The sequence below is a fragment of the Parapedobacter sp. genome (assembly GCF_035556095.1).
In the GTDB taxonomy this organism is placed as follows: Bacteria; Bacteroidota; Bacteroidia; order Sphingobacteriales; family Sphingobacteriaceae; genus Parapedobacter.
Genome location: NZ_DATMFT010000021.1, coordinates 301,178 through 324,964, shown reverse-complemented (window position 1 = coordinate 324,964; position 23,787 = coordinate 301,178). Strand labels below are relative to the sequence as shown.

At 50.6% G+C, this 23,787-nt stretch carries 17 protein-coding genes, 1 tRNA gene and 1 pseudogene; 12 read left to right on the top strand and 7 right to left on the bottom strand.

The genetic code is table 11. From position 1 onward, the window contains the following. Positions 1–97 precede the first annotated feature (97 nt). Complete coding sequence (locus VNQ80_RS11840) at positions 98–898, top strand: DUF6266 family protein (RefSeq protein WP_325638790.1); 801 nt, start codon at positions 98–100, stop codon at positions 896–898. Then, positions 825–3,644 carry an OstA-like protein gene (locus VNQ80_RS11835; protein ID WP_325638788.1) on the top strand — a complete coding sequence of 940 codons (2,820 nt, stop codon included), beginning with the start codon at positions 825–827 and terminating at the stop codon, positions 3,642–3,644. Before VNQ80_RS11840 ends, VNQ80_RS11835 begins: the two co-directional genes overlap by 74 nt. Here the strand turns inward: VNQ80_RS11835 and VNQ80_RS20960 are convergent. Beyond that, positions 3,557–3,787 (bottom strand): annotated as a pseudogene (locus VNQ80_RS20960) (DoxX family membrane protein); the annotation flags it as partial. The gene VNQ80_RS11835 and the pseudogene VNQ80_RS20960 overlap by 88 nt on opposite strands. Positions 3,788–3,802: 15 nt before the next feature. Further along, on the bottom strand, positions 3,803–4,525 hold the full coding sequence (locus VNQ80_RS11830; RefSeq protein ID WP_325638786.1) for an SDR family NAD(P)-dependent oxidoreductase: 723 nt from the start codon (positions 4,523–4,525) through the stop codon (positions 3,803–3,805). Positions 4,526–4,743: 218 nt separating this feature from the next. On the opposite strand from VNQ80_RS11830, the gene VNQ80_RS11825 reads away from it, so the two are divergent. Together VNQ80_RS11825 and panB are read left to right on the top strand one after the other, a co-directional pair. After that, positions 4,744–5,205, top strand: coding sequence for a cold shock domain-containing protein (locus VNQ80_RS11825; protein WP_325638783.1), 462 nt, complete (start codon positions 4,744–4,746; stop codon positions 5,203–5,205). 155 nt (positions 5,206–5,360) lie between these two features. Continuing rightward, on the top strand, positions 5,361–6,176 hold the full coding sequence (gene panB / locus VNQ80_RS11820) for a 3-methyl-2-oxobutanoate hydroxymethyltransferase (RefSeq protein ID WP_325638781.1): 816 nt from the start codon (positions 5,361–5,363) through the stop codon (positions 6,174–6,176). A gap of 53 nt (positions 6,177–6,229) precedes the next feature. Here the strand turns inward: panB and obgE are convergent, their stop codons facing one another. The 3 genes from obgE to VNQ80_RS11805 all read right to left on the bottom strand — a co-directional run bounded on the left by obgE (position 6,230) and on the right by VNQ80_RS11805 (position 8,058). Then, on the bottom strand, positions 6,230–7,228 hold the full coding sequence (gene obgE, locus VNQ80_RS11815) for a GTPase ObgE (protein WP_325638780.1): 999 nt from the start codon (positions 7,226–7,228) through the stop codon (positions 6,230–6,232). A 120-nt stretch (positions 7,229–7,348) separates the two neighbouring features. Further along, complete coding sequence (locus VNQ80_RS11810) at positions 7,349–7,921, bottom strand: adenylate kinase (protein ID WP_325639581.1); 573 nt, start codon at positions 7,919–7,921, stop codon at positions 7,349–7,351. A gap of 63 nt (positions 7,922–7,984) precedes the next feature. Next, positions 7,985–8,058, bottom strand: a tRNA-Arg gene (locus VNQ80_RS11805). 154 nt (positions 8,059–8,212) lie between these two features. Here VNQ80_RS11805 and VNQ80_RS11800 point away from each other — a divergent pair. From VNQ80_RS11800 to VNQ80_RS11790, 3 genes are all read left to right on the top strand, one after another. Then, entirely contained in the window at positions 8,213–9,049 is an 837-nt protein-coding gene (locus VNQ80_RS11800) for an alpha/beta fold hydrolase (protein ID WP_325638779.1), read from the top strand. Between the two features lie 96 nt (positions 9,050–9,145). Continuing rightward, entirely contained in the window at positions 9,146–10,267 is a 1,122-nt protein-coding gene (locus tag VNQ80_RS11795) for an MBL fold metallo-hydrolase (protein WP_325638778.1), read from the top strand. A 105-nt stretch (positions 10,268–10,372) separates the two neighbouring features. Continuing rightward, positions 10,373–15,964 carry an alpha-2-macroglobulin family protein gene (locus VNQ80_RS11790; RefSeq protein WP_325638776.1) on the top strand — a complete coding sequence of 1,864 codons (5,592 nt, stop codon included), beginning with the start codon at positions 10,373–10,375 and terminating at the stop codon, positions 15,962–15,964. Positions 15,965–16,020: 56 nt separating this feature from the next. Here the strand turns inward: VNQ80_RS11790 and VNQ80_RS11785 are convergent, their stop codons facing one another. Beyond that, the gene (locus VNQ80_RS11785) at positions 16,021–17,022 is read right to left on the bottom strand and encodes a D-alanine--D-alanine ligase (RefSeq protein WP_325638774.1); all 1,002 of its coding nucleotides are present in this window, start codon (positions 17,020–17,022) and stop codon (positions 16,021–16,023) included. Positions 17,023–17,225: 203 nt separating this feature from the next. Here VNQ80_RS11785 and VNQ80_RS11780 point away from each other — a divergent pair, with 203 nt between their 5' ends. From VNQ80_RS11780 to VNQ80_RS11765, 4 genes are all read left to right on the top strand, one after another. Next, positions 17,226–17,987, top strand: coding sequence for a PASTA domain-containing protein (locus VNQ80_RS11780; protein WP_325638772.1), 762 nt, complete (start codon positions 17,226–17,228; stop codon positions 17,985–17,987). 67 nt (positions 17,988–18,054) lie between these two features. After that, entirely contained in the window at positions 18,055–19,095 is a 1,041-nt protein-coding gene (mltG, locus tag VNQ80_RS11775; protein WP_325638770.1) for an endolytic transglycosylase MltG, read from the top strand. Beyond that, a complete protein-coding gene (locus tag VNQ80_RS11770) occupies positions 19,095–19,502 on the top strand; it encodes a thioesterase family protein (RefSeq protein WP_325638768.1) in 408 nt (135 codons plus the stop codon). Before mltG ends, VNQ80_RS11770 begins: the two co-directional genes overlap by 1 nt. A 3-nt stretch (positions 19,503–19,505) precedes the next feature. After that, the gene (locus VNQ80_RS11765) at positions 19,506–20,519 is read left to right on the top strand and encodes a YihY/virulence factor BrkB family protein (RefSeq protein ID WP_325638766.1); all 1,014 of its coding nucleotides are present in this window, start codon (positions 19,506–19,508) and stop codon (positions 20,517–20,519) included. A 37-nt stretch (positions 20,520–20,556) separates the two neighbouring features. Here the strand turns inward: VNQ80_RS11765 and VNQ80_RS11760 are convergent, their stop codons facing one another. After that, a complete protein-coding gene (locus tag VNQ80_RS11760; RefSeq protein ID WP_325638764.1) occupies positions 20,557–21,483 on the bottom strand; it encodes an OmpA family protein in 927 nt (308 codons plus the stop codon). Positions 21,484–21,749: 266 nt separating this feature from the next. Between VNQ80_RS11760 and rpsA the strand changes: the two genes are divergently transcribed. Then, positions 21,750–23,687, top strand: a complete 1,938-nt coding sequence (gene rpsA, locus VNQ80_RS11755) for a 30S ribosomal protein S1 (protein WP_325638762.1) — start codon at positions 21,750–21,752, stop codon at positions 23,685–23,687. Positions 23,688–23,787: the final 100 nt, after the last annotated feature.

The window sequence follows — 23,787 nt, the reverse complement described above, 5'->3', positions numbered from 1 at the left end:
CGAATAATCACCGAATAATTTACGGAGTATTTTACGGTTAATAGAAAATAAAAAGTAACTTCGGGTTAAATAACGGATAAATCAAAAGTAAATCACGATGGGAAAATTAATAGATGGTATTCATGGACATGTCCATGGAAAAGTAGGGGGTGTAGTTTTCTACACCGCAAATGGGCAGAATATTGCACGTTCATTGCCGCGTTCCTCACGAAAAAAACGCAAACCAACACCGCTGCAAGCATTCCAGCGGGAACGGTTTAAAGTGGTGCAGGAATGGCTCAAACCGTTACTCAGGGTGGTTAAGGTCGGGTTTGGCAAGTATGCACTACCGCAGACAGGGCACAATGCAGCCATGTCGTATAACCTTACGCACACAGTAGTCTACAATAAAGAAGAAGCACGGTACGAAATCGACCCCGAAGCATTTGCATTCAGCGGCGGACCGCTCCCAAGCCCTTTAGAGGCTACCGTAGCGCAGGATGGGAACCTTTTGCGGTTTTCATGGAAGAATCCCGACAGTCAGGATATTCGGTTTACCACCCGGACGATACTGATGGTATGTAACCCCAACAACCGCAGCTGTTGCTATAAAACATACGGGAGTTTAGCCACCCAGCGCGAGGATGTTTTGGATATCGGGGCGCATAACCTGTTCGGAGGTACCTGCTATGCTTATATAGCCTTTATCGACGAAGAAACAGGAGCGGTATCGAATAGCGTCTATGCAGGTCCGCTTGTTTTTGGATCAACCCCCTATGGATTAACCCTGCTGGAATTTGTCCAGACCTTAAGGAATACCACGCTTTTTAGCTATTTTTACCGCCGTGAAAAAATGGCTATTGCTCATATACGTTTCTACACTAAGCTGTTCGGCGCTACTTGCCCAACAGCGGGATGAGCTGCGTCTCCTATCGTCATCACATAGTCGGCTGAATGCCGTTACAGGCCGTACGATTAATTACCGACCGGTATATGAGCATCAGGGATCTACGCTCTCCGCCGACAGTGGTTACATCTACAACGATGATGAGGGGCGGCAATTTTTCGACGCTTTCGGCAAAGTCATCATTACCCAACCCAACGGCACGGTAATCTATGCCGATAAGTTGCACTACGTAGCCGAAACGCAGCTGGCTACCTTAACCAACAACGTACGCATGGTAGATGGTTCTTCCGTACTCACCACCAACTACCTCACCTATAATATGAAAAGTAGTATGGGCACCTACACTGGGGGGGGCCGGATTATAAATACCACCGATACGATCACCAGTAAGAACGCCTACTACTTTGACAACACGAAAGATGCCTATTTCCGTTACGACGTCGTCGTACGCACGCCCGACGTGAAAATATATACCGATACCATGCGGTATAATTCGGGCACCAAAGTGACGTACTTCTATGGGCCAACCAACATTAAGGGCAACGATGGCGAAAACTTATACACCGAACGCGGCGAGTACAACACCGAGACCGAACAGGCGTGGTTTGACTACAATAACCTATACACGGAAGGAAGCAAGTTTCTCCGTGGAGATAGCATTTATTACGACGGCCTAACCGGCAATGGCCGCGCCGTGGATAACGTGGTGTTCATCGATACAGCCGACCAATATTTCAGCTACGGCGGCGAAGGGGTATACAACCGGGCCGATGAGTCCATCACCATGACCCGCAACCCCCTGGTAATGACCGTAACTCGAAGCGATAGTTCGGCGACGGATAGCCTGTCTACGGACAGCATCACCGTTGATACCTTGCACACCCCCCGTCTTGAGAGCCAACCAGATAGTCTCCATACGGATCGTATAAGTCTGCAATTCGCGTCCCCAGATAGCCTACGGATGCCACCGACGCAACCGTCGGTTGTAGACACCATCTACCTCACTGCCGATACGCTGTTCTCGCGGCTCATACCTTTGAAAGATTATGTGCCACGGGTTTTTGAACTGGACCGCGAAGGGGGTGAACTTGATGAATACGACGATGGAGAGTTTACCGACGAGTTTGGCGATCCGGGTGATTTTGGCGACTTAGACGAACTCGCCCCCCCGGGGGAGGATGGCACACATGCATTAGCCCGTCCGCCACTCGTAGACAGCACTCAACTGGACAGTGCCATCGCGGCTACACCGACTGCGGAAACCGTTGGGAACTCGCCGACAGATACCGTTGGCACGGTGCCAGTGGATTCGCTTCGTGCGCCGCCCGATAGTCTCACCAAGGTATCGGAAGATACAACCATTCAAAAAGATACGGTTATTACCGATGGACAGGTCCTAACCGACTCCGTGTTACTGGCCACTCACATCGAACGGGTAGAAGCCGTACCATTGAGCATCGAGCTGGGCCACGATGCATTGTCGCAGAACCTTGCGGCTGATAGCGTGCTGCGGGGAGAGGCCATTATCCCCACGGGGGGCGAAGTGGATAGCCTGATGGCGGGCGCCATCGCCGCGCTCTCAAACCCATCAACGGATACCATACCATCCGACTCACTGGCCAGTGACACGGCTAAAACACGTATTATTAAGGCTTACTACAACGTCCGGTTGTTCAAATCGGACTTGCAGGCCGTAGCAGATTCGGTGTACTACGGCTACCCGGATTCGATGATGCGCTTTTTCGGCCGGCCCATGATCTGGGCCCAGGGATCGCAAATGACCGCTGACACCATCTTCATGCAGGTACACAACGAACAGTTGGACAATATGATCTTGGTGAACAACGCTTTCATGGTGAACACGCAGCTGGATTCGAGCAAGTACAACCAGATCAAAGGCAGGCGGATTACCGCATTTTTCGCCAACAACGAATTGGATCGGATGTTTGTAGACGGAAACGCCGAAAGCATCTATTACAACGTCGACGAAGAACAGCAGATTTATACGAACATGTATCACAGCCGGAGCAGCCGTATCAAAATCGTCGTGGACAGCAATCAGATTGTAGAATTCGTCCCCATACGCCGCATGGACAGCAAGTTGTACCCCATGCACCTCGTTCCACAAGAAGCGGAAATATTGGATGGTTTTGTATGGAAACCAGGCGACCGCCCCACTTCTAAAGAGGACCTGTTGGCGCGCAGACGTCCGCCTATGGGTGCGGGATTGGAAGTACCGGCCGACTCGACCGGTACCGAAGGACAGCCTGCAGCGGGGCGCCCCATTGACAATGATGATGATTCTGTGCCTACGGAACCACCTGTGCAACAGCGGGACAGCATAGCGACGGACAGTTTGACGACAGCGACAGACAGCTTGACGACGGACAGTTTAACAATCGATAGCTTACATAAGGAACCATTGCCGGCAGATAGCCTCATGCAAGGCCGTATCCCGCCCGATAACGTGGAGACCTATTTACCACGCGCCTTGCGGCCAAAAATCCAGGCGTCCAGGCTATATCTTCCGGGGCCGAGCAGCAAGATTGCCAGGTACCCCGTGAGGAATGCAGGCGCCAATTCATGCTTATTGAACAGGTCCCAATCGTGTATCGATATAACCACCAGCATGGTGACGATCAATGGAATGGTAGCCAGCCGGGTAAATAATCCCACCATCAGCAGTGCTGCGCAAAACAGCTCCGCAAAAATGGCCAACCCCATGGATAGCGGTCCCCCAAGACCAAACAAGTCATAGAAATCACCTTTTTTGGCATCATAACTCATCAATTTACCAAATCCATAAGTGGGAATCATCAACCCGCCGAATCCCAGTCGGAGGAGCAATGCAGCGAAGTGGAAAGTGGAAGCGCTGAGGCCTCCTACAAGTAGTTTTTTCATTCGAATAAATTGTTATTACATCCGCTCATGCAGCCAATCGGGGAGCCAGCGGTACAGCCACGCAACCAGCCTCCACCGGCGTGTGATGTACACCTTATTACGCTGTTTGTGCAATCCCCGGTAAATCTGCCACGCCGCTTTGTCCACCGGCGCCACCCAGAACCGCACCGGTGATTTGGCCATCGGTGTATCCACAAAGCCTGGACAGATATCCGTTACCACGATATTCAACTGTTCTTTACGCGCTTTCTGCCGCAATCCCGCTAAGTAGTTGATTTGATAGGCTTTGGTGGCACTGTAACCCGGAGCCTGGCGGCTGCCACGCATCCCCGCCACGGATGTAATAGCTGCCAGGTGCCCCCCGCCCTTTGCCTTGAAATAGGTAAACGCCCAATCGACCAGTTGGGTAAATGCCCGTACATTGAGATCAATCATGTGCTGCTCTATCTCAAAATCCAATGCGGCATTGGTATTGCCACCCCCGGCACTGACCACGATGGCATCTACGCCGCCCATAGCTTCAGCAAGTCCTTCTAAATGGGCAATACTCGTATCCGTATCCGTTATGTCAAATGCCGCAGTATGATAACACAGTGGCCGTTCCGCCGCTATTTCCTGCAGCAATACCTCACGACGGCCCGTGATGCCCACTGTATGGCCTTCGGCCACCGAAACCTCCGCCAGTGCCCGCCCTATGCCGGAAGTCGCCCCGATGATGATGATTCTTTTACCTATCATTGCCCTATAGGCCGTTCGCCCTTATGCCTACAGCCAGCCGCCAAAGGTAGAAACAATTCGTCAATTACAGGTTGCTTCCCGCTTTGGTTATCCGATACTATTTCGTACCTTTGCATAAAGGGCCATATTATTACCTTTCGTTTTGCTCCCCACCCCAGCTTGCAAACCATCGAAAAGCGGTACTGACCCTGATAGAAATGTTTAATTTAAAATCATCAATGGGAAGATCACAAGAGACATTCAGTAAAAAAGAAAACGCTAAGAAACGACAACAGAAGAAAAGAGAAAAAGAACAGCGCCGTGAAGAAAAGCGGCAGGCCGCTGCATCTAACAAAGGCAAAAGCTTGGACGATATGCTTGCTTATGTAGATGAGTATGGCAATATCACGACTACTCCGCCGGATCCGAAGAAACTCAAACCGGTATCGGCCGATGAGATCATGATCAGTACGCCGAAGCTCGAAGACATCGAAGACGCTGGCGGTATGCGTACCGGCCGCGTAGCATTTTACAACGAGTCTAAAGGGTATGGCTTTATCAACGACGGGATGACAGGCGAACGCATCTTTTTCCACGTCAACGACCTGACCGAACCCATTGCTGAAGACGACCGCATCGAATTCAACATCGTAAAAGGCCAACGTGGCCCGCAAGCGGCGGACATCAAAAAAATCAGCTGAACCTTATCACCAGCATGATGCATGATCGTTGGTGCTAAAACTTAAATAGCACCTTTTTTAGTGGTACCATCCGCCATGGATAGTGCAACTACTTTATAACGCGTTGGTGATTAAATAAAATCTACCAGTTATTATTTTTTCACTACGTTTGTGTTATGTCTGTAAACAAGGAAATAAAGCGTATTACCACCCATACGATCCGGGAGATGAAAAATCGTAGTGAGAAAATTGCGATGCTCACCGGATATGATTATTCCATGGCTCGGGTATTGGACGATTCGGGCATCGATATCATTCTCGTGGGTGATTCGGCGGCCAATGTGATGGCTGGTTACGAAACCACCGTACCCATCACACTCGAAGAGATGATGTACCACGCGTCGGCGGTAGTACGTGCGGCCAAGCGCGCGTTGGTGATCGTAGATTTGCCCTTTGGCTCTTACCAGGGAGACAGCAGCGACGCCTTGAAGGCTGCCGTGCGCGTAATGAAGGAAACCGGTGCGCATGGACTGAAAGTGGAAGGCGGCATCGAAATCCAGGAAACTGTACAGCGCATCGTCAACGCGGGCATCCCCGTGATGGGCCACTTGGGCCTCACGCCACAATCCATCTACAAATTCGGGACTTATACGGTAAGGGCAAAAGAAGATGCCGAGGCCAACAAGCTTAAAACCGATGCCAAAATATTGGAAGATGCCGGTTGCTTTGCCATGGTACTTGAGAAGATACCGGCTGCACTTGCAACGGAGGTAACGGAATCCGTCGGCATCCCCACCATCGGGATCGGTGCTGGGGCCGGCTGCGACGGACAGGTACTCGTAGTGCACGATATGCTGGGTATCAACAAAGGATTCAAACCGCGGTTTCTCCGCCAGTATGCCAACCTCTATGACGAAATAGGCAATGCCGTAAGTAGTTACATCCGTGATGTGAAGTCGTCAGCCTTTCCAAACGAAAAGGAGCAGTATTGATCAAGTTGATCTGTACGGAATTCGGCGGTAGCTAACGAGCCTGCCGATGACGCTTAGCCCGTGATGGCCTGCCAGATCATGTCTTTCAATGACTGGATATTTTTACCCGCTACTGATGAGATAAACAGGTGGGGAATTCCGGAGGGCACCTCGGCCTTCATTGCTGCTTCCAGTTCATCGTCGAGCATATCGGATTTAGTGATGGCAAGGATGCGCGGCTTGTCTTTCAATTCCGGATTGAATGCAATCAACTCGTCCAGTAAGATGCCATATTCCTCAGCGATGGTTCGGTCGGTATCTGCAGGCACCATGAACAGCAACACAGAATTACGCTCAATATGGCGCAGGAAGCGATGGCCAAGCCCCTTTCCCTCCGATGCCCCTTCGATGATACCGGGGATATCGGCCATCACAAACGATTTATTGTCGCGATAAGAAACGATGCCTAGATTTGGTACCAGTGTGGTAAACGGGTAATCTGCGATTTCGGGCTTTGCAGCCGATACCACCGAAAGTAACGTGGACTTTCCGGCGTTAGGGAAACCCACCAGCCCTACATCAGCCAACACTTTCAGTTCCAAAATGATCCACTCTTCCTTACCTGGCTCACCGGGTTGCGCATACCGTGGCGTCTGCTGCGTGGGACTTTTGAAATGCCAATTACCCAATCCGCCGCGGCCCGCAGCGGTAAGCACCTTCACCTCACCATCTTCGGTGATGTCAAATAACACTTCATTGGTTTCGGCATTACGCGCCACCGTACCCAACGGCACTTCCAACGCTTCATCCTTACCATTCGCTCCGTGCTTCAATGCGCTTCCACCGGGCTGACCATCTTCTGCGATAACGTGCTTGCGGTACTTCAGGTGCAAAAGTGTCCACAATTGTGCATTGCCTTTCAGGAAGATGTGGCCGCCACGGCCGCCATCGCCCCCATCAGGGCCGCCTTTGGAGGTAAACTTATCGCGATGCAAATGCGCAGACCCTGCCCCGCCCCGGCCGGAGCGGCAGCATATCTTTACATAATCGACGAAGTTTGAACCTTGTGCCACCTTTTACAATTGATAGTTGATCATTAATAGTTGATAGTGGATAATCTATATTATCAAACCCTGAAGGGTTCATTAATTCTGTTAAAAGCAAACACGCAATTAATAATCATCACCGAATGATCAAACCAACGAATCAACAACTTCGCGTATCTCGCTGAAAATCGCTTCGATGTCGCCGATGCCGTCTACTTTAGTGAGTTTACCCTGCTGCTCGTAATAGGGTAACACGTGGATGGTTTTATTGAAGTATTCTTCGATGCGCTTTTTCAGTTTCTCGCTATCGTCGTCTGCACGGTTGCTGATGGCTTTACGCTTCGCGATACGTTCCGTCAACTCCTCCTCTGTGACATCGAGCGCAATTACGCCGGTAATAGCGGACCCTTTCGATTCAAGAAAGCGGTCGAGGGCCTCTGCTTGGGCCACCGTACGTGGGAAACCATCGAAAATAAAGCCCTGTGCTCCCGGGTTTTGGTCGATTTCCTCTTCCAGCATAGCAATGGTAATGGAATCGGGCACCAATTCGCCATCGGCAATCAGTTTGCTTACACGCTGCCCCAATTCCGTTTGGTTACTGATGTGTGCCCTGAAAATGTCACCCGTAGAAATGTGCACCAGTTGGTACTGTTCGATAAGCTTCTGCGATTGGGTTCCCTTCCCTGCTCCCGGAGGGCCAAATAAAACAAGGTTTAGCATCATATATCCGTAAAAAATAATAGCCTAACCGGTGTATTGATTAGGCTATGTGGGTAAAACATGTGCGCTTGAAGGGAGTCGAACCCCTAACCTCCTGATCCGTAGTCAGGTGCTCTATCCAGTTAAGCTACAAGCGCATTCCCGATTCGGTTTGCAAAGATAGGAATCTGATTGATACGAGCGAAATATTTTTGGAAAAAATACCGGGTAACGTGATCGGTATTGCATTAGTTCCCTGATTTTATTACCTTTAAGGCAAACATATTCATCGCATTAAATGTTAAATCCTCTATGGACTACAATAAAAGCCTAATCAAACGGCGGCGGATCCGCATCGGTGACATTAGTATCAGTTATTTATTGAAAGAAGCAGAACCTGCCGACCAGACGGTGGTGTTTGTACATGGTTTCCCATTCAACAAAAACATGTGGATACCGCAACTGGAGGGACTACCCCCTTCGATCAGGGCCATTGCGATGGACGTACGGGGCCACGGCAATAGTACCACCGGCCATGGCTTTTTCAGTGTAGATGTATTTGCCAAAGACCTATTGGTATTCTTGAGGAAAACAGCACTTGACCGTGTCGTCTTATGCGGAATTTCCATGGGTGGGTACATTGCGCTCCGCGCATACCAGCTCCAGCCCGAAACATTTGCAGGCTTGGTGCTGTGTGATACAAACTCCCTTGCCGATGACAACGCAGCAAAACAAAAACGGTTTGACAGCATTCAATCCGTACTTAAAAATGGTAAGCGCGCGTTTTCCATCGGGTTTGTCAATAACGTATTTGGACAAAAGGCCCTAACCGAAAATCAAGCAGCCATCGACTTAATCAAAAGTAGCATCCGCCGGAATACCGAAAGCAGCATCTGTGCCACCTTGCTCGCGCTGGCATCACGCACCGACACGACCGATAGCCTGGCAGATATCACGGCACCCACCTTGGTTATCCGCGGTGCCGAGGACCGCATCACCCCACGCGAGCAGTCCGATATACTGGTATCCAAGATACCCAACGCAACGTACCTGGAAATCCCCGATTGCGGCCACTTACCCAACCTGGAAGATGCTACCCGCTTCAATATGGAGCTGATCGGGTTTCTTGACCGTATCCCCGTTGGGTAAACCGTCGCGGTCAAGCCAATGTAAAAATCGGGCAGTGAATTGCATTTTCAAGTGTCGGATAGTTACTTTGCGGCGTATTTCGCCCGTTACACCGGCATGAAGAAAACCATCATACGCATGTTACTATACACGTTTATCGTCTGTGCACTAATCACAGCGGGGATTGTTGTATTTACCAGGCAGCCTCCTTTTGGCAGGGCTCCACAAGGACATCGGTTGGAGCGGATCGAAAACTCGCCGAATTATAAAAACGGACGCTTTCAGAATCTTGAAGATACCCCCGATTTGGCTGAAGGCGTTAATATGCTTACCGTACTGTGGAGTTTTCTATTTAAGAAAACACCCCGGCAGGTTCCTGTAGACAGTATTCCTTCAGTCAAAACGGATCTCCATCGGCTCGACACCCAAACCGACGCGCTCGTGTGGTTTGGCCACTCGTCTTATTTCATGCAGGTAGACGGCAAGAGGCTGTTGATCGACCCGGTGTTTAACGGCCATGCCTCACCGGTGTCGTTTACTACGAAGAGCTTTCCGGGCACCACTGGCTATCACGTAACGGATATGCCGAACATCGACTACCTCATCATCACGCATGATCATTGGGACCACCTGGATTATAACACCGTCAAGCGACTGCAGCCAAAAGTCAGCCATGTAATCTGCCCTTTGGGTGTGGGCGCGCACCTCGAATACTGGGGCTATCCGCCCGAAAAAATCGTGGAGTTGGATTGGCATGAATCAACCTTGCTGGCAGACGGGTTCACACTGCGTGCCACACCCGCACGCCATTTCTCGGGCCGCGGCTTTAAACGAAACGGCACGTTATGGGCCTCTTTTGTGTTAAACACACCGACACAGCGGATATTCATCGGTGGTGATAGTGGCTACGGGATGCATTTTTCACAAATCGGCCAGCAATATGGACCGTTCGACCTCGCCATCCTCGAAAACGGGCAGTACCACCCTTATTGGATACATATCCATACATTGCCTGAACAGGTACTTCTCGCTGCACGAGATTTAGGTGCCAAGCGCGTATTGCCTGTACATAATTCCAAGTTCTCGCTGGCCATGCACGCGTGGGACGACCCGCTTATCGAAATTACCGAGGCCAATGGGAAAGCTAATCTGCCGCTACTTACGCCCATGATCGGCCAGCCCGTGTACCTGCAAGACACGGTACAGGCCTCCACGCGGTGGTGGGAAGGTATCAATTGATGCAGACAAACCGTCCCCGAAAACCGCTATTTTCCAATTTCGTCTGGCGGATTTTAAGGATTTACCCCCAGTTTGTGTACATTCGCCTTGATAAAATACGTCACTATGAACAAGGCCAATTGGATTCCCGCCCGCAAAACTACCCTGATTGCCGCGGGAGGAGTTATCGTTGTCATCATCATTGCGCTGTTCCTCTGGAAATACGGCCAGACTAACCCGGTAAATGCCAACAATACCGCTTTCGCCAAATACGTGGAAGCCTATACCTCGGGTGTCGTATCGCGTGAAAGTACCATACGCGTACGGCTGGCATCGCAGGTAAGCACCTTCCAGCAGACCAATCAGGAAGACAGCAGGCAGCTTTTCTCCATCAACCCGCACATAAAGGGCAAAACCTATTGGATAGACGCGCGTACGGTGGAGTTCAGGCCCGACGAGCAACTGAAACCTGGCCGCGGGTATCATGTGACGTTCCACCTCGACGAAGTTGCGGACGTACGCGATGACCTCAAAAATTTCATCTTTAATTTCAAGGTCATCGAGCCATCATATAACGTGGAAATAGACGGGCTGACGTCGCAAACCACCACGGCTACCGACCTGATGAAACTTACTGGACGCATCGCTTTTGCCGATGTTGAACAACCGGAACATATCGAGAAAATATTGAAGGTATCCTCGCAAGATGGCACAACGTACGGCATCAAGTGGCAGCATAATGGCCAAACACGAATGTCCACCTATATAATCGACTCGATACCACGCGGCGATGAAGCACGCAGCCTGACCATAAACTGGGATGGCAACCCCATCGCGGCTTCAAAAGACGGTAAAAAAAACATCGAAATACCAGCCAAAGGCGCATTCAAGGTACTGGATATCCGCGCAGTGCACGAGCCTGAGCAATACGTACTGGTTCAATTCTCCGACCCCATCCTTGTTGCGCAGCAGCTCAGCGGCCTCATCGATATCGCGGATATGCAGGACCTGCGTTATACCATCGATGGCAGCGAAGTGAAGGTATATGCACCCGACCGCCTGGAGGGCGACTATGCCATTGCGGTGAACGAAGGCGTGGAAAACATCAACAGCCAGAAAATAACAGCTGCTTATGCTGCCAATGTCAACTTTGAAAACCGGCTGCCTTCCGTCAGCATTCCCGGGAAGGGAACCATCCTACCGGGCTCGGGCAAACTCACCATGCCATTTGAGGCGGTAAACCTGAAGGCCGTGGATGTAACCATCGTGAAGATTTTCGAAAACAATGTGCCGCAATATTTCCAGCAGACGTATGACAGCAAATACGAATTGCGGCGTGTGGCTAGGCCCGTGGTACAGAAAACCATTGCGCTCGATACCGACAAAAGCGTAAACCTGCACCGCAAAAACCGCTTCTCGCTTGATATCGACCAGCTGCTCAAAGCCGAGCCAGGGGCAATCTACCGCGTACTCATCGGATTCCGCCATAGCTACTCCGTGTATCCGTGTAGCGATGCGGATACAGAAGCCATCGCCGAGGCCGAGGCGCAGCAACGCAGCTATTACTACGGTGATCCAATTGACGATGAGGATGAATTCTGGGGGCGCTACGACAGCTATTACCCGTATGATTACGATTGGAATGAGCGAGACAACCCGTGCCACAGTGCTTACTACACTGCCGAGCGCTGGGCCAGCCGCGACATGCTGGCATCGAACATTGGGCTCATTGCCAAGCGTGGCAACGACAATAGCGTAAGCGTAATCGCCACCAGCATACTTACGGCCCAACCGATGGCGGGCGTAGAGGTGAAACTGCTCGACTACCAGCAGCAGGTAATCCAAACCGCCAGCACAAACAGCGACGGATTTGCCAAAGTAGAAGTGCCGCGCAAACCCTTCATGCTCGTCGCTGCCAAAAACGAAGAGCGTGGTTACCTCAAGCTGGACGATGGCTCTTCCCTTCCGCTGAGTCGCTTTGACGTGGGTGGTGATGTGGTGCAGCGAGGCATCAAAGGGTTTATCTATGGCGAACGTGGCGTATGGCGGCCGGGCGATTCCCTATTCGTGGGCTTCATCATGGAAAACCAATCAGCCAACCTACCGGAAGGCCATCCGGTCACCTTCGAGCTGTACAATCCCAAAGGACAGCTCAACAAGCGGCTTGTGGAATCAAAACACACCAACGGCTTTTATACGTTCAAGACGAAAACGGAAACCACCGCCCCCACGGGCAACTGGGTCGCTAAGGTAAGCGTGGGCGGCGCCGTATTCCAGAAGACATTGAAAATCGAGACCGTGATGCCCAACCGGCTAAAAATCGACCTCGACTTCGGTGGCAAATCCGTGTTAAGTAAAGGGAGCGCCATACCTGTCAACCTTTCAGCGAAATGGCTATTCGGCGCCGACGTACAAGGGCTAAAAGCCCGTGTGGAAGCCGTGGTGACCCCGGTAACGACCACCTTCGACGACTATCGGTCATATACGTTTGACGACCCGACACGCAGCTTTGCCAGGGAAAGCGAAGTACTGTTTGATGGCACGTTGGATGGCTCGGGAACGGCGGCTTTTTCCGCCGATATTACCGGAACAAACGGTACGCCGGGCATGCTCCGCGCCAGTTTTACCACCCGTGTATTCGAGCCGGGGGGAAATTTCAGTATCGACAACGTGAACATGCCATATAGCCCCTATGCGAGTTATATCGGCGTGCGTACACCCCAAGGCGACCGCCTGTCGGGAAGACTGCTCACCGACGAAGATCAGGAAGTAGACATTGTGGCGGTAGACGCGACGGGCAAGAAACTAACAGGGAAGCGCCGCGTACAGGTAGAATTTTACAAAATACGCTGGCGTTGGTGGTGGAACCAAGAGGACGAATACCTCGGCAATTTCACACAGGACAAATACAACCAGCTGCTCAAAAAAGAGACCATCGCCCTTGAGAACGGTACTGGCAAGTGGAACGTCCGGGTAAATTATCCCGACTGGGGCCGCTACCTCGTGCGCGTGGTGGACCTTGAAAGCGGGCACGCCACAGGCAAAACGCTATACATCGACTGGCCGGGTTGGGCACAGCGTGAACAACAGAATAACCCCACCGAGGCTTCCATGCTGTCATTCACGGCCGACAAGGAGACTTACCGCGCCGGCGAGAAGGTCACCCTCACCATCCCCTCTTCGGCTGGTGGACGTGGGCTCATCAGCATCGAAAATGGTAGCCGCGTACTGAAAAGCTGGTGGATAGATACCGAACAGGGGCAGACCGTACACAGCTTTGAGGCTACCGAAGATATGTCTCCCAATGTGTTTGTGAATGTAACCCTGCTGCAACCGCACCAGCAAACGGCAAACGATCTGCCCATACGCATGTATGGTGTGATACCGTTGCTCATCGAAAATCCAAAAACGGTCCTCAAACCACAGATCGGCATTGCCGAGACGCTACGGCCGGAAACCGAATCGCGCATCTCTGTATCCGAATCGAGTGGCAAGGCCATGACCTACACCATCGCCATCGTAGACGAGGGGCTACTCGACCTTACACGCTTCAAAACACCTGATCCGCACGCAAGTTTCTACGCCCGCGAAGCACTGGGCGTAAACTCGTGGGACCTGTTCGACCAAGTGCTCGGCGCTTGGGGCGGCGACCTGGAGCGGATACTCAGTATCGGCGGCGATGGGGAAATCGACCGCAACGTAAACCCGGCCAAAGCAAACAGGTTCCAGCCGGTGGTCAAATTCCTCGGCCCGTTCACACTGGGCAAGGGCCGTACCAATACCCACAACTTCACCCTGCCACAATACATCGGCTCGGTGAGGGCCATGGTTATCGCCGGGCAGGACGGGGCTTACGGGTTTGCCGAAAAAGCCGCAGCCGTGAAAAAACCACTGATGCTGCTAGCCACCCTGCCGCGCGTAATCGGACCGAACGAGACGTTCAAATTGCCGCTCACCGTATTTGCCATGGAAGAGCAGGTGAAACAAGTGAGCCTCGATGTCACCGCATCGGGCGGACTGACCGTGCAAAACGGAAAACAAACGGTGGCCTTCGCCAAACCTGGCGAGCAAATGGCCTATACTACCGTGACGGTGGGCAACGAGACCGGTGTGGGCAAGCTCCGTGCCGTGGCAAAAAGTGGGTCCGAAACGGCGGTGTACGAAATCGAGATCGACATCCGAAACCCCAACCCGTTCATCACGTCGGTTGATAAAGATGAAATAGCAGGCAATGGATCGTGGCAACGGGCCATCGAACCTCTTGGCCCGGGCAATAATAATACCGCCTCGGTGGAGGTGTCGTCGCTGCCGCCCATTAACCTCTCCAGACGGCTCAATTACCTGATCCGCTATCCTTATGGATGCCTGGAGCAGGTGACATCAAGCGTATTCCCGCAGCTGATGTTGGATAGGCTGGTCGAACTGAAGGAACAAGATAAAACGGCCGTCGAACGGAACATCAAGGCCGGAATTAACCGGCTACGCAATTACCAACTGCCCAATGGTGGGCTTGGATACTGGCCCGGGGCTACCGAAGCGAACGAATGGAGCACGAATTATGCTGGCCACTTCGTCTTGGAAGCACAGGCCAAAGGGTATACGCTGCCCGCGGGATTCCTCGACGGTTGGCTCAGGTTCCAACGGAGCACAGCGCAAGGATGGACACCCAACCAATACAATTGGCGTGGTGGCGATCTGGTGCAGGCTTATCGGCTTTACCTACTGGCGTTGGCTAAAGCCCCTGAGATCGGGGCAATGAACCGGCTCAAAGAATTCCCCTATCTATCTGACGAGGCCGCATGGCGGCTTGCCGCGGCATACCAACTTGCCGGTCAAAGCATTGTGGCCAACCAGCTGGTAAAAGGCCGGACTATGGATGTGAAACCCTATGAACACGCTGGATACACATTCGGATCGGCACTGCGCGACCGCGCCATGATCCTGGAAACGCTCGACCTGATGGGCCGTCGACAGGACGCCGAACGTCTCTTGCTTTCCGTCGCCTCGGGCCTCGACAACGAGCAGTGGTATAGTACGCAGACCACCGCTTACGCCTTGCTTGCCATTGGTAAGTTTGGAGGAAACCAGCAGCGAAAAAATAGCTTCGAATACACATTGAATGGCGAATCGACTAGCGTAGACGCCGACACGTACCTATACCGCATCAATGTAGACTTGAAGAAGGCCAACAATTCGTTAGGTATCCAGAACAAAGGCACGAATAAGTTATATATCCGCATAATCCGTGAGGGGCAACTACCCGTGGGAGAAAATCCGCCGATGCGCAACAACCCTGAATTGCTCACCATGAACGTGCGCTATACGAATCAGGAGGGCCAATCGATAGACCCCATGGCATTGCCACAAGGTACGGACTTCGTTGCGGAGGTAACACTCAAGAACACAGGTGGCATGGGTACGTACGAACACATGGCACTTGCGCAGATATTCCCTTCGGGCTGGGAAATCATCAACACACGGCTGAACGATACGCAGTCGGCAGTGAAGTCATCCCCATCTACGTACCAAGACATCAGGGATGATCGTGTACTGACCCATTTTAACATCAGGCAGCAGGAAACGCTGACCTACCGGGTGATGTTGAACGCATCGTATATTGGGCGGTATTTTTTACCAGCGGTAAGCGTAGAGGCCATGTATGATAACCGAATACAAGCGACCACGCCGGGGCAATGGGTGGAAGTGGTTGATAATTGATAGTGGATAGTAGATAGTGGATAATTGATTGAATTATCAATTATCAATTTAAGAAATCAATTGCGCAAAGCTTCGTCTATCAGTTCGCTGTAAAACACCGTCTCTGTCATTCCTGCTGCACGCACTTGCTGCGGGATGAAGCTCTGCGCCGTCTGCCCAGGAATGGTATTGATTTCAATGAAATAAAACCGGTCGGTAGTCCGTTCGAGGAAAAAATCGACCCGCGCCATACCTTTGCAATTGAGACGGGTATAAACGGACTTGACAACACGCTCCACACGGTCACGCTGCTCAACAGTTAAATCAGCAGGAGTGATCTCAATGGTCTGTCCATCGATATATTTCGCCTCGAAATCGAAAAACTCCCTTTCCGTAATCACCTCCGATACGGGCAGCACGACCATCTCACCTCTTCTACGGTATACACCGACGGAGAATTCCCGACCGTCCACAAACTCCTCCACGATAACCTGGTTGCCGGTGTTCGCTGCGTTAAACGCCTTATCAATCGCTTCAGTAAGCTCCGCGTCTGTTTTCACCTTAGTCATACCGATACTACTACCCCCGGCGTTAGGCTTGACAAAATATGGCAACGAAAGCGCATCGCGTACCCTCTCCACCGCCGATTCGCGTTGCGACGCAAACAATTGGACGGAGTTGGCCACGTGTAAATCGGGGATACCTACCAACACCGCTTTGGTATAGGCCTTATTCATCGTCAGGGCCGACGTCAGGGCATCGCACGATGTGTAGGGCAACCCCACCATGTCAAAATAACCCTGGAGACGCCCATCTTCGCCCGGCGACCCGTGCAACATGATGAAAGCCAAATCGAAACGAATGGTGCGCTCATCCATCGAAAGCGTGAAGTTATCGCGGTTAACAGGATACTTTACGCCATTGTCGCCCACATGGAACCAACTGTCGGTAGTAATCGTAATGGGATAAACATCGTACAATGACTTATCCAATTGCTGGTAAACAAAATCAGCGCTTTTCAGCGAAACCTCGGCTTCGGCGGTGTAACCACCGGTAACTAATGCGATGCGTATACCCATGATTGGGCAAACATAGCTAACTTACAGATTTTATACAAGATGGAAAACCTCGGAAGGATGAAATATAATTTGCTATGCCCAGAAAAACGAATAATTTTGTGCGATATGCGCGGCATTTCGTTTACACTGATCAAACAATGGCGCTAATATTGCTCTGCACCGGTGGGAATTCCCATGCAGTGCAAAAACGCTAAGACTTAACGATGGTAAAATTTTTAAAATACTTACGGACCGAGACCTTCAGAAAACACCTCATCGGTGCGCTTATTGGCCTGACAGCTTTTTTCCTGCTCATTATATTTGGCCTACGCACCTACACGCGCCACAATGAATCGGTCGTCGTACCCAACCTTCGGGGAATATCGGTTGACGAAGCCATTAAAAAATTGCAGGCAGAGGGTTTTGAATACGACCTCGACTCGGTTTACCAAGTAGATGCAAAACCGGGACTGGTCATCGAACAGGACCCAGATCCCGAAACCAAGGTAAAGAAAAACCGAACACTGTATCTCACCATCATTACCCGCGTGGCACCCGAGGTGGCTTTCCCGGATCTGGTCGAGAAAACATTTGTGGAAGCACGTGCCGTCCTTAATAGTTATGGCCTCAAGCTCGGCGACACCACCTATATCCCCGATATTGCCAGGGATGTGGTGCTCGACGTAAAGTTTGGCAACGAACGGCTTAATGCGGGGCGCCCCATACCCAAAGGTTCCATCGTAGACCTTGTATTGGGTGATGGGCGCGGCGACAACGAGGTACTGGTACCCGACCTGACCGGTCTCACGCTGGAACAGGTGAAATTTGCATTACAGGGCAATTCATTGACGTTGGGATCCGTCAACTACATGGGGCTGGTAACCGATACCGCCAGGGCAACGGTTGTGTCACAAACCCCTACCCCCACAGACCCAAAAGTAAGCATCGGGACACCCATTAATGTTGCGCTAACAAATCAGCAATAGGTGACCGCTGGTAGAGAACCAGCGGTTAAAAACGGAATGGCAGACAAGTGAAACTGCAAATAGCCACATGAACAAGAAGAAAGGAACACTCATTACACTGGGCGTCGTCGCCGTTCTAGCGCTCGTCATCGGAGGGGTTATCGCCTATAAGTATTACAAATCCTTTTTTGCCCCAAGTGTAACGGCAGACGCCGAACACCTTTACATCTACACACACTGGGATTTCGAGGATGTAATGACAAGTATTGGCGAGCTACACGTTGTGAAAGATACGGTCGCATTTAGGTGGGCTGCTACCAAAATGGATTACCCCGGCCGTGTGAAACCGGGTAAATACAAGTTGGAAGCGGGCATGAACAACCGAACATTGATAAACAGGCTTGGTGGTGGTTTCCAGGAGCCGGTAAGGCTGCGATTCGAGAACGTAAGGCTCAAGGAAAACTTGGCTAGCGTATTGGCGAAGCAATTAGAGCCTGATTCCATCGCCTTTGTCGACTTGCTGAACGATGACAGCCTGGCAGCGCATTTTGGATTCGATGCCGAAAATTTCCTCAGCATGTTCGTACCCAACACCTACGAGCTTTATTGGAATACGTCTGCCGAACAGTTTGCCGAACGCATGCACAATGAGTACGAGAAATTCTGGACGGATGAGCGCCGAAAGAAAGCCGACGCAATCGACCTCAATCCGCAGGAAGTAGCCGTCCTTGCTTCCATTGTGAAAGGCGAAGCGCTGCATACCGACGAAATGCCCACCATTGCCGGCCTGTATCTGAACCGGCTGCGGAAAGGCATGCTGCTACAGGCCGACCCCACCGTTATTTTTGCAAATAACGACTTTACCATACGGCGTGTGCTGTACCGGCACCTGCGTACCGATTCACCGTACAACACCTATCTCTATCGGGGATTGCCGCCGGGCCCCATCATGATGCCAAGCATTGCGGCGATCGACGCGGTATTAAACTACAAACAACACGATTATATTTATATGTGTGCAAAAGATGATTTTTCGGGTTACCATAATTTCGCGGTAACGCAAGCTGAACACAACATCAACGCACGCAAATTCCAACAAGCTCTCAACGAGCGAAACATCAAGCGCTGATGTATACGTTTGAAACAAGTGTACGGGTTCGCTACGCAGAGACCGACCAAATGGGGTATGTTTACTACGGAAATTACGCCGCTTTCTACGAGGTAGGCCGCGTGGAACTCTTCCGCAGCCTTGGCTTTTCGTATAAAGCACTGGAAGATAGCGGGGTAATGATGCCCGTATTGGAGCTTCATTCCCGCTTTCTGAAGCCCTCGCGATATGACGAGGAGATCACCATACGCACACACCTGAAAGAAAAACCCGGTATTAAAATCCGCTTTGAATATGAATTGTTTAACCAACGGGGTGAATTGCTCAACACGGGTAGCACCACATTGGTTTTCGTGGATATGAAACGCAACAAACCATGCGTAGCGCCGAGCGATTTCATGGAACGGTTAGCAGCGTATTTCGATTAAGCAATGAACTGGATTCACAATACATTACTGAAATTCCGGCCCTATTTTCAATTCATCGAATGGACCAAGATCGTTGTATTGCCCGGGTTCGGTGCATTGCCCCTTTATACCGTGGCGACTTTCTTTTTCCAGGAAATCGCACGTGAATCCATCCTCAACAAAGCGTCTTCGCTGGCCTATAATTTTATGCTAGCCATTTTTCCGGGCATCATCTTCCTGTTTACGCTCATCCCCTACATCCCGATAGATAACTTCCAGGAACAACTTTTGGATTTCATGGAAGTGGTCATACCCGAAAATGCGTTCCTTACGGTTGAGTCGACCTTGGAAGACATCGTGAAAAACCAAAACAGCGGATTGCTCTCCGTCGGTTTTATCCTGGCAACCTTTTTCGCCACCAACGGTGTCAGCTCCCTGATGCTGGCTTTTAACAAGGCGTCGCTGCTTATCGAAAGCCGCAGTTGGGGCCAACAACGGTTGGTAGCCATTGGGTTAACACTCATGATCATCATCGCGTTGGCGGTGGGTATGACCATCTTCACCGCGGCGGGCTACGTGGTGGGCTATCTCCGGAAGAACATCGAAATCAATGCCGCATTTTGGGGCTTCATCATCGCAGCTGCGCGATGGGTCATCCTTTTCGGAATCTATTTTCTTACCGTGAGCATCCTTTATAAATTTGGCCCTGCCTCGTCACGGAAGTGGAAATTGTTCAGCCCAGGCGCCATGTTGGCAACCATCCTCGCCATCTTGACCTTTTCGGGATTTGCATTCTACATCAATAACTTCAACGCCTATAACAAACTTTATGGCTCGATCGGTACGCTTATCGTCATCATGATTTGGCTATACCTCAATTCCCTTATCCTACTCGTAGGCTTTGAATTGAACGCGAGCATTGCACTATCGAAACAAAGCATCAAGATCGTACGGCCCCGCTCCTTCAACACCTTCAAGTCGGCCCAAACCCCCGATAAATCGATGGAATCCGACAAGCGAAAAATTCACGGCGATTAAAAATTTTGCGGGCCGCAGAAATCGGTTCGGTGCCTACCTAGGGTTGTTCAATGGGAAGGACCATGGTGGTATCCGCTGGCATTACCGCTGTATCAGTCGACGGTTCACTCTCTGGCGCCTTATCGATCAACTCCATAAACTGGTCGAGTTTTGGTGTGATGATGATCTGTGTACGTCGGTTACGTGTTTTGCCGCTTTCGCTCGCATTGCTAGCGATGGTATTGTATTCACCACGTCCGGCAGCGGTAAGGCGCTTGGGGTCTACCCCGTAATTTTCTTGTAGGGCCTGAACCACTGAGGAACCTCGCAATGCGCTCAAATCCCAGTTGTTGCGTATGTTCGGCTTCGAAATAGGCACGTTGTCGGTATTACCTTCCACAAGCACGTCGTAGTCTTTGTAGTCCATAATAATCTTCGCAATCTTGCTGAGCGTCTCCCCGGCCCTGTCGGATATTTCGTAGCTTCCCGATTTGTAAAGCATGTTATCCGATAGCGAAATATACACGACGCCCTTCAGCACCTGCACATCGACATCCTGCATCTCCTCGCGGCTCAATGACCGTGTCAACCGGTTGGTCAATACCAAGTTCAGCGAATCACTCTTATTTTTGGTGTTCACCAGATGTTGGATGTACCGGTTAGATGCGTTGATCTCGTCAACAAGTTTGGAAATATTCACATTCCCCTGGTTGGACGAAGTGAGGCACTTGTTGAGTGCGTCTTGCAACGCCGCCACGTTCGAACGCTCGGAAGCAATCCGGTCTTCCAGGCTTTTCACTTGGGTATTTACTGACGACAGCTGCTGCTGGGCATCCTGGTAGCGCTTGTTCAACTCCTGCTCTTTACGCTGCATCTCGTCATAATTTGCTTGCAGCGAACGGTATTTCTTATTGCTCACGCAGCCGGGCAAGAGTAATGCTGTAGCCACCAAAGCCGACACCGCGTATATCGATAATCGTTTCATAAACCTATTCTCCTTTCGTTTTTAACGTTTTTACCCGTATATATGCCAACATGGTGCCAAAAATGGCCAGGCGGCCGGCACCGGTATAAAACGGTATATCGACATGTATCGGAATCGAAACGGATTGTCAACATACGATTACAAACTAATGTGCTTGTAATCTGATGCTTTATTTTAAATAAAAAAACAATAACTCCCTATAAATAAAAGTTTTTCATACCTTTGCAGTCCCGATAAAAATCGGGGAAAAGGAGAAAAATGAATTAATGGCAAAAAAACAAGAAGCAGAAAAGGAATTAGCAGCTAAAACAGCTGAACTTCAAGACACTGAGGAGACCTTGGTGAAAGAAAAGGAGGACATCGAGTCGGAAGCCGATTCGAAGTTCATTGACGAAATCAAATCGACTACCTGGGAAACCCCTGGGAACGATTTCGATTGGGACAAGGACGAAAAAGGTTTTGGCAACTACAGCGACGAAGAACGCGCTAAGTTGGAAGAACAGTATGCAGGAACCTTCAATTCAATCAACCGGGGTGAAATCGTATCAGGCACCGTTGTTTCCATAAACAACAAGGATGTGGTGCTTAATATCGGTTTCAAATCCGATGGCTTGGTATCCCTTTCTGAATTCCGTGACACCCCCGATTTGAAGGTAGGTGACCCGATTGACGTTTTCGTCGAATCACAGGAAGACGCCAACGGCCAGTTGGTACTTTCACGGAAACGTGCGAAAACACAGAAATCATGGGAAGAAATCAACGAGGCGCTCGAGAACGACACCATTATCGATGGTTTCGTGAAAAGCCGCACCAAAGGTGGTCTTATTGTAGACATCAAAGGCGTTGAGGCATTCTTGCCCGGTTCTCAAATCGACATTAAACCCATCCGTGACTACGACATCTATGTGGGCAAAACCATGGAATTCAAGGTGGTGAAAATCAACCATGAATTCAAGAATGTTGTCGTGTCTCACAAAGTGCTCATCGAAGACGATTTGGAAAACCAAAAAACCGAGATTGTCTCCAAACTCGAAAAGGGACAGGTATTGGAAGGTACAGTCAAAAACATCACAGATTTCGGTGTATTCATCGACCTGGGCGGTGTGGACGGCCTGTTACACATTACCGACATTTCCTGGGGTCGCATCGAGCACCCGCGGGAAGTGTTGCAGCTTGACGAGACCGTCAATGTGGTGGTACTTGATTTCGACGACGAGAAAAAACGGATTGCACTCGGCTTGAAACAACTTACCGAGCATCCTTGGGAATCGTTGGACACTTCGTTGGAAGTAGGCTCCAAAGTGAAAGGCAAAATCGTTACCGTGGCAGATTATGGAGCATTCCTCGAAATCACTCCAGGTGTAGAAGGACTTATCCACGTGTCTGAAATGTCGTGGTCGCAAAACCTGCGTAGCCCTCAGGAATTCCTCAAAGTGGGCGATGAAGTGGAAGCACAAATCCTTACGCTCGACCGCGAGGACCGTAAGATGAGCCTTGGCATCAAGCAATTGACTCCAGACCCCTGGAAGAACATTGCTGATCGCTACCCCATCGGTTCAAAACAGAAAGCTGTTGTAAAAAACATGACCAACTTCGGTGTGTTTGTTGAGCTCGAAGAAGGTATCGACGGGTTAATCCACATCTCTGACCTTTCTTGGTCAAAGAAAATCAACCACCCCAACGAATTCACCAAAGTTGGTGAAGAGCTGGAGGTCGTTGTACTGGAACTCGACGAAGAGAACCGTAAGCTGAGCCTTGGCCACAAGCAACTGGAAGAAAACCCATGGGACACATTTGAAACCATTTTCACCCTTGATTCCATCCATGAGGGAACGGTAATCAAAGTAGGCGAAAAAGGTAACATCGTGGCCCTACCTTATGGTGTGGAAGGGTTCTCCCCTGCCAAACACAGCATCAAGGAAGATGGTAGCCCATTGAAGCTTGATGAAGTAGCTGATTTCAAGATCATTGAATTCAACAAGGACAACAAGCGTGTGGTGATCTCACATTCCCGTATTTGGGAAGACCAACGCGCTGAAGCGCGGATGGAAGACTTCAACAACCGGAAGAAAGAAGCTAAAGCTGCTTCATCGGCGGTGAAGAAAGTGAAGGAATCCGTAGAAAAATCCACGCTGGGCGACCTTGATGTACTTGCACAACTGAAGCAACAGTTGGAAGGCGAGGAAAGCCGGTCAAAAAAATAATAGCCCAAGCTATTATTGATGCATAAATTAACGCTCCCTGAAATTTCAGGGAGCGTTTTTTATTGCATATAAAATGTGGTTTACTTAAGTTTGTTTTAAA

Coding starts and splice junctions, on each gene's coding strand:
- VNQ80_RS11810 (WP_325639581.1), bottom strand. CDS start 7,921: ATGCTAAACCTTGTTTTATTTGGCCCTCCGGGAGCAGGGAAGGGAACC.
- VNQ80_RS11800 (WP_325638779.1), top strand. CDS start 8,213: ATGGACTACAATAAAAGCCTAATCAAACGGCGGCGGATCCGCATCGGT.
- panB (WP_325638781.1), top strand. CDS start 5,361: ATGTCTGTAAACAAGGAAATAAAGCGTATTACCACCCATACGATCCGG.
- VNQ80_RS11790 (WP_325638776.1), top strand. CDS start 10,373: ATGAACAAGGCCAATTGGATTCCCGCCCGCAAAACTACCCTGATTGCC.
- VNQ80_RS11830 (WP_325638786.1), bottom strand. CDS start 4,525: ATGATAGGTAAAAGAATCATCATCATCGGGGCGACTTCCGGCATAGGG.
- rpsA (WP_325638762.1), top strand. CDS start 21,750: ATGGCAAAAAAACAAGAAGCAGAAAAGGAATTAGCAGCTAAAACAGCT.
- VNQ80_RS11780 (WP_325638772.1), top strand. CDS start 17,226: ATGGTAAAATTTTTAAAATACTTACGGACCGAGACCTTCAGAAAACAC.
- VNQ80_RS11795 (WP_325638778.1), top strand. CDS start 9,146: ATGAAGAAAACCATCATACGCATGTTACTATACACGTTTATCGTCTGT.
- VNQ80_RS11765 (WP_325638766.1), top strand. CDS start 19,506: ATGAACTGGATTCACAATACATTACTGAAATTCCGGCCCTATTTTCAA.
- mltG (WP_325638770.1), top strand. CDS start 18,055: ATGAACAAGAAGAAAGGAACACTCATTACACTGGGCGTCGTCGCCGTT.
- VNQ80_RS11770 (WP_325638768.1), top strand. CDS start 19,095: ATGTATACGTTTGAAACAAGTGTACGGGTTCGCTACGCAGAGACCGAC.
- VNQ80_RS11840 (WP_325638790.1), top strand. CDS start 98: ATGGGAAAATTAATAGATGGTATTCATGGACATGTCCATGGAAAAGTA.
- VNQ80_RS11825 (WP_325638783.1), top strand. CDS start 4,744: ATGGGAAGATCACAAGAGACATTCAGTAAAAAAGAAAACGCTAAGAAA.
- VNQ80_RS11785 (WP_325638774.1), bottom strand. CDS start 17,022: ATGGGTATACGCATCGCATTAGTTACCGGTGGTTACACCGCCGAAGCC.
- VNQ80_RS11760 (WP_325638764.1), bottom strand. CDS start 21,483: ATGAAACGATTATCGATATACGCGGTGTCGGCTTTGGTGGCTACAGCA.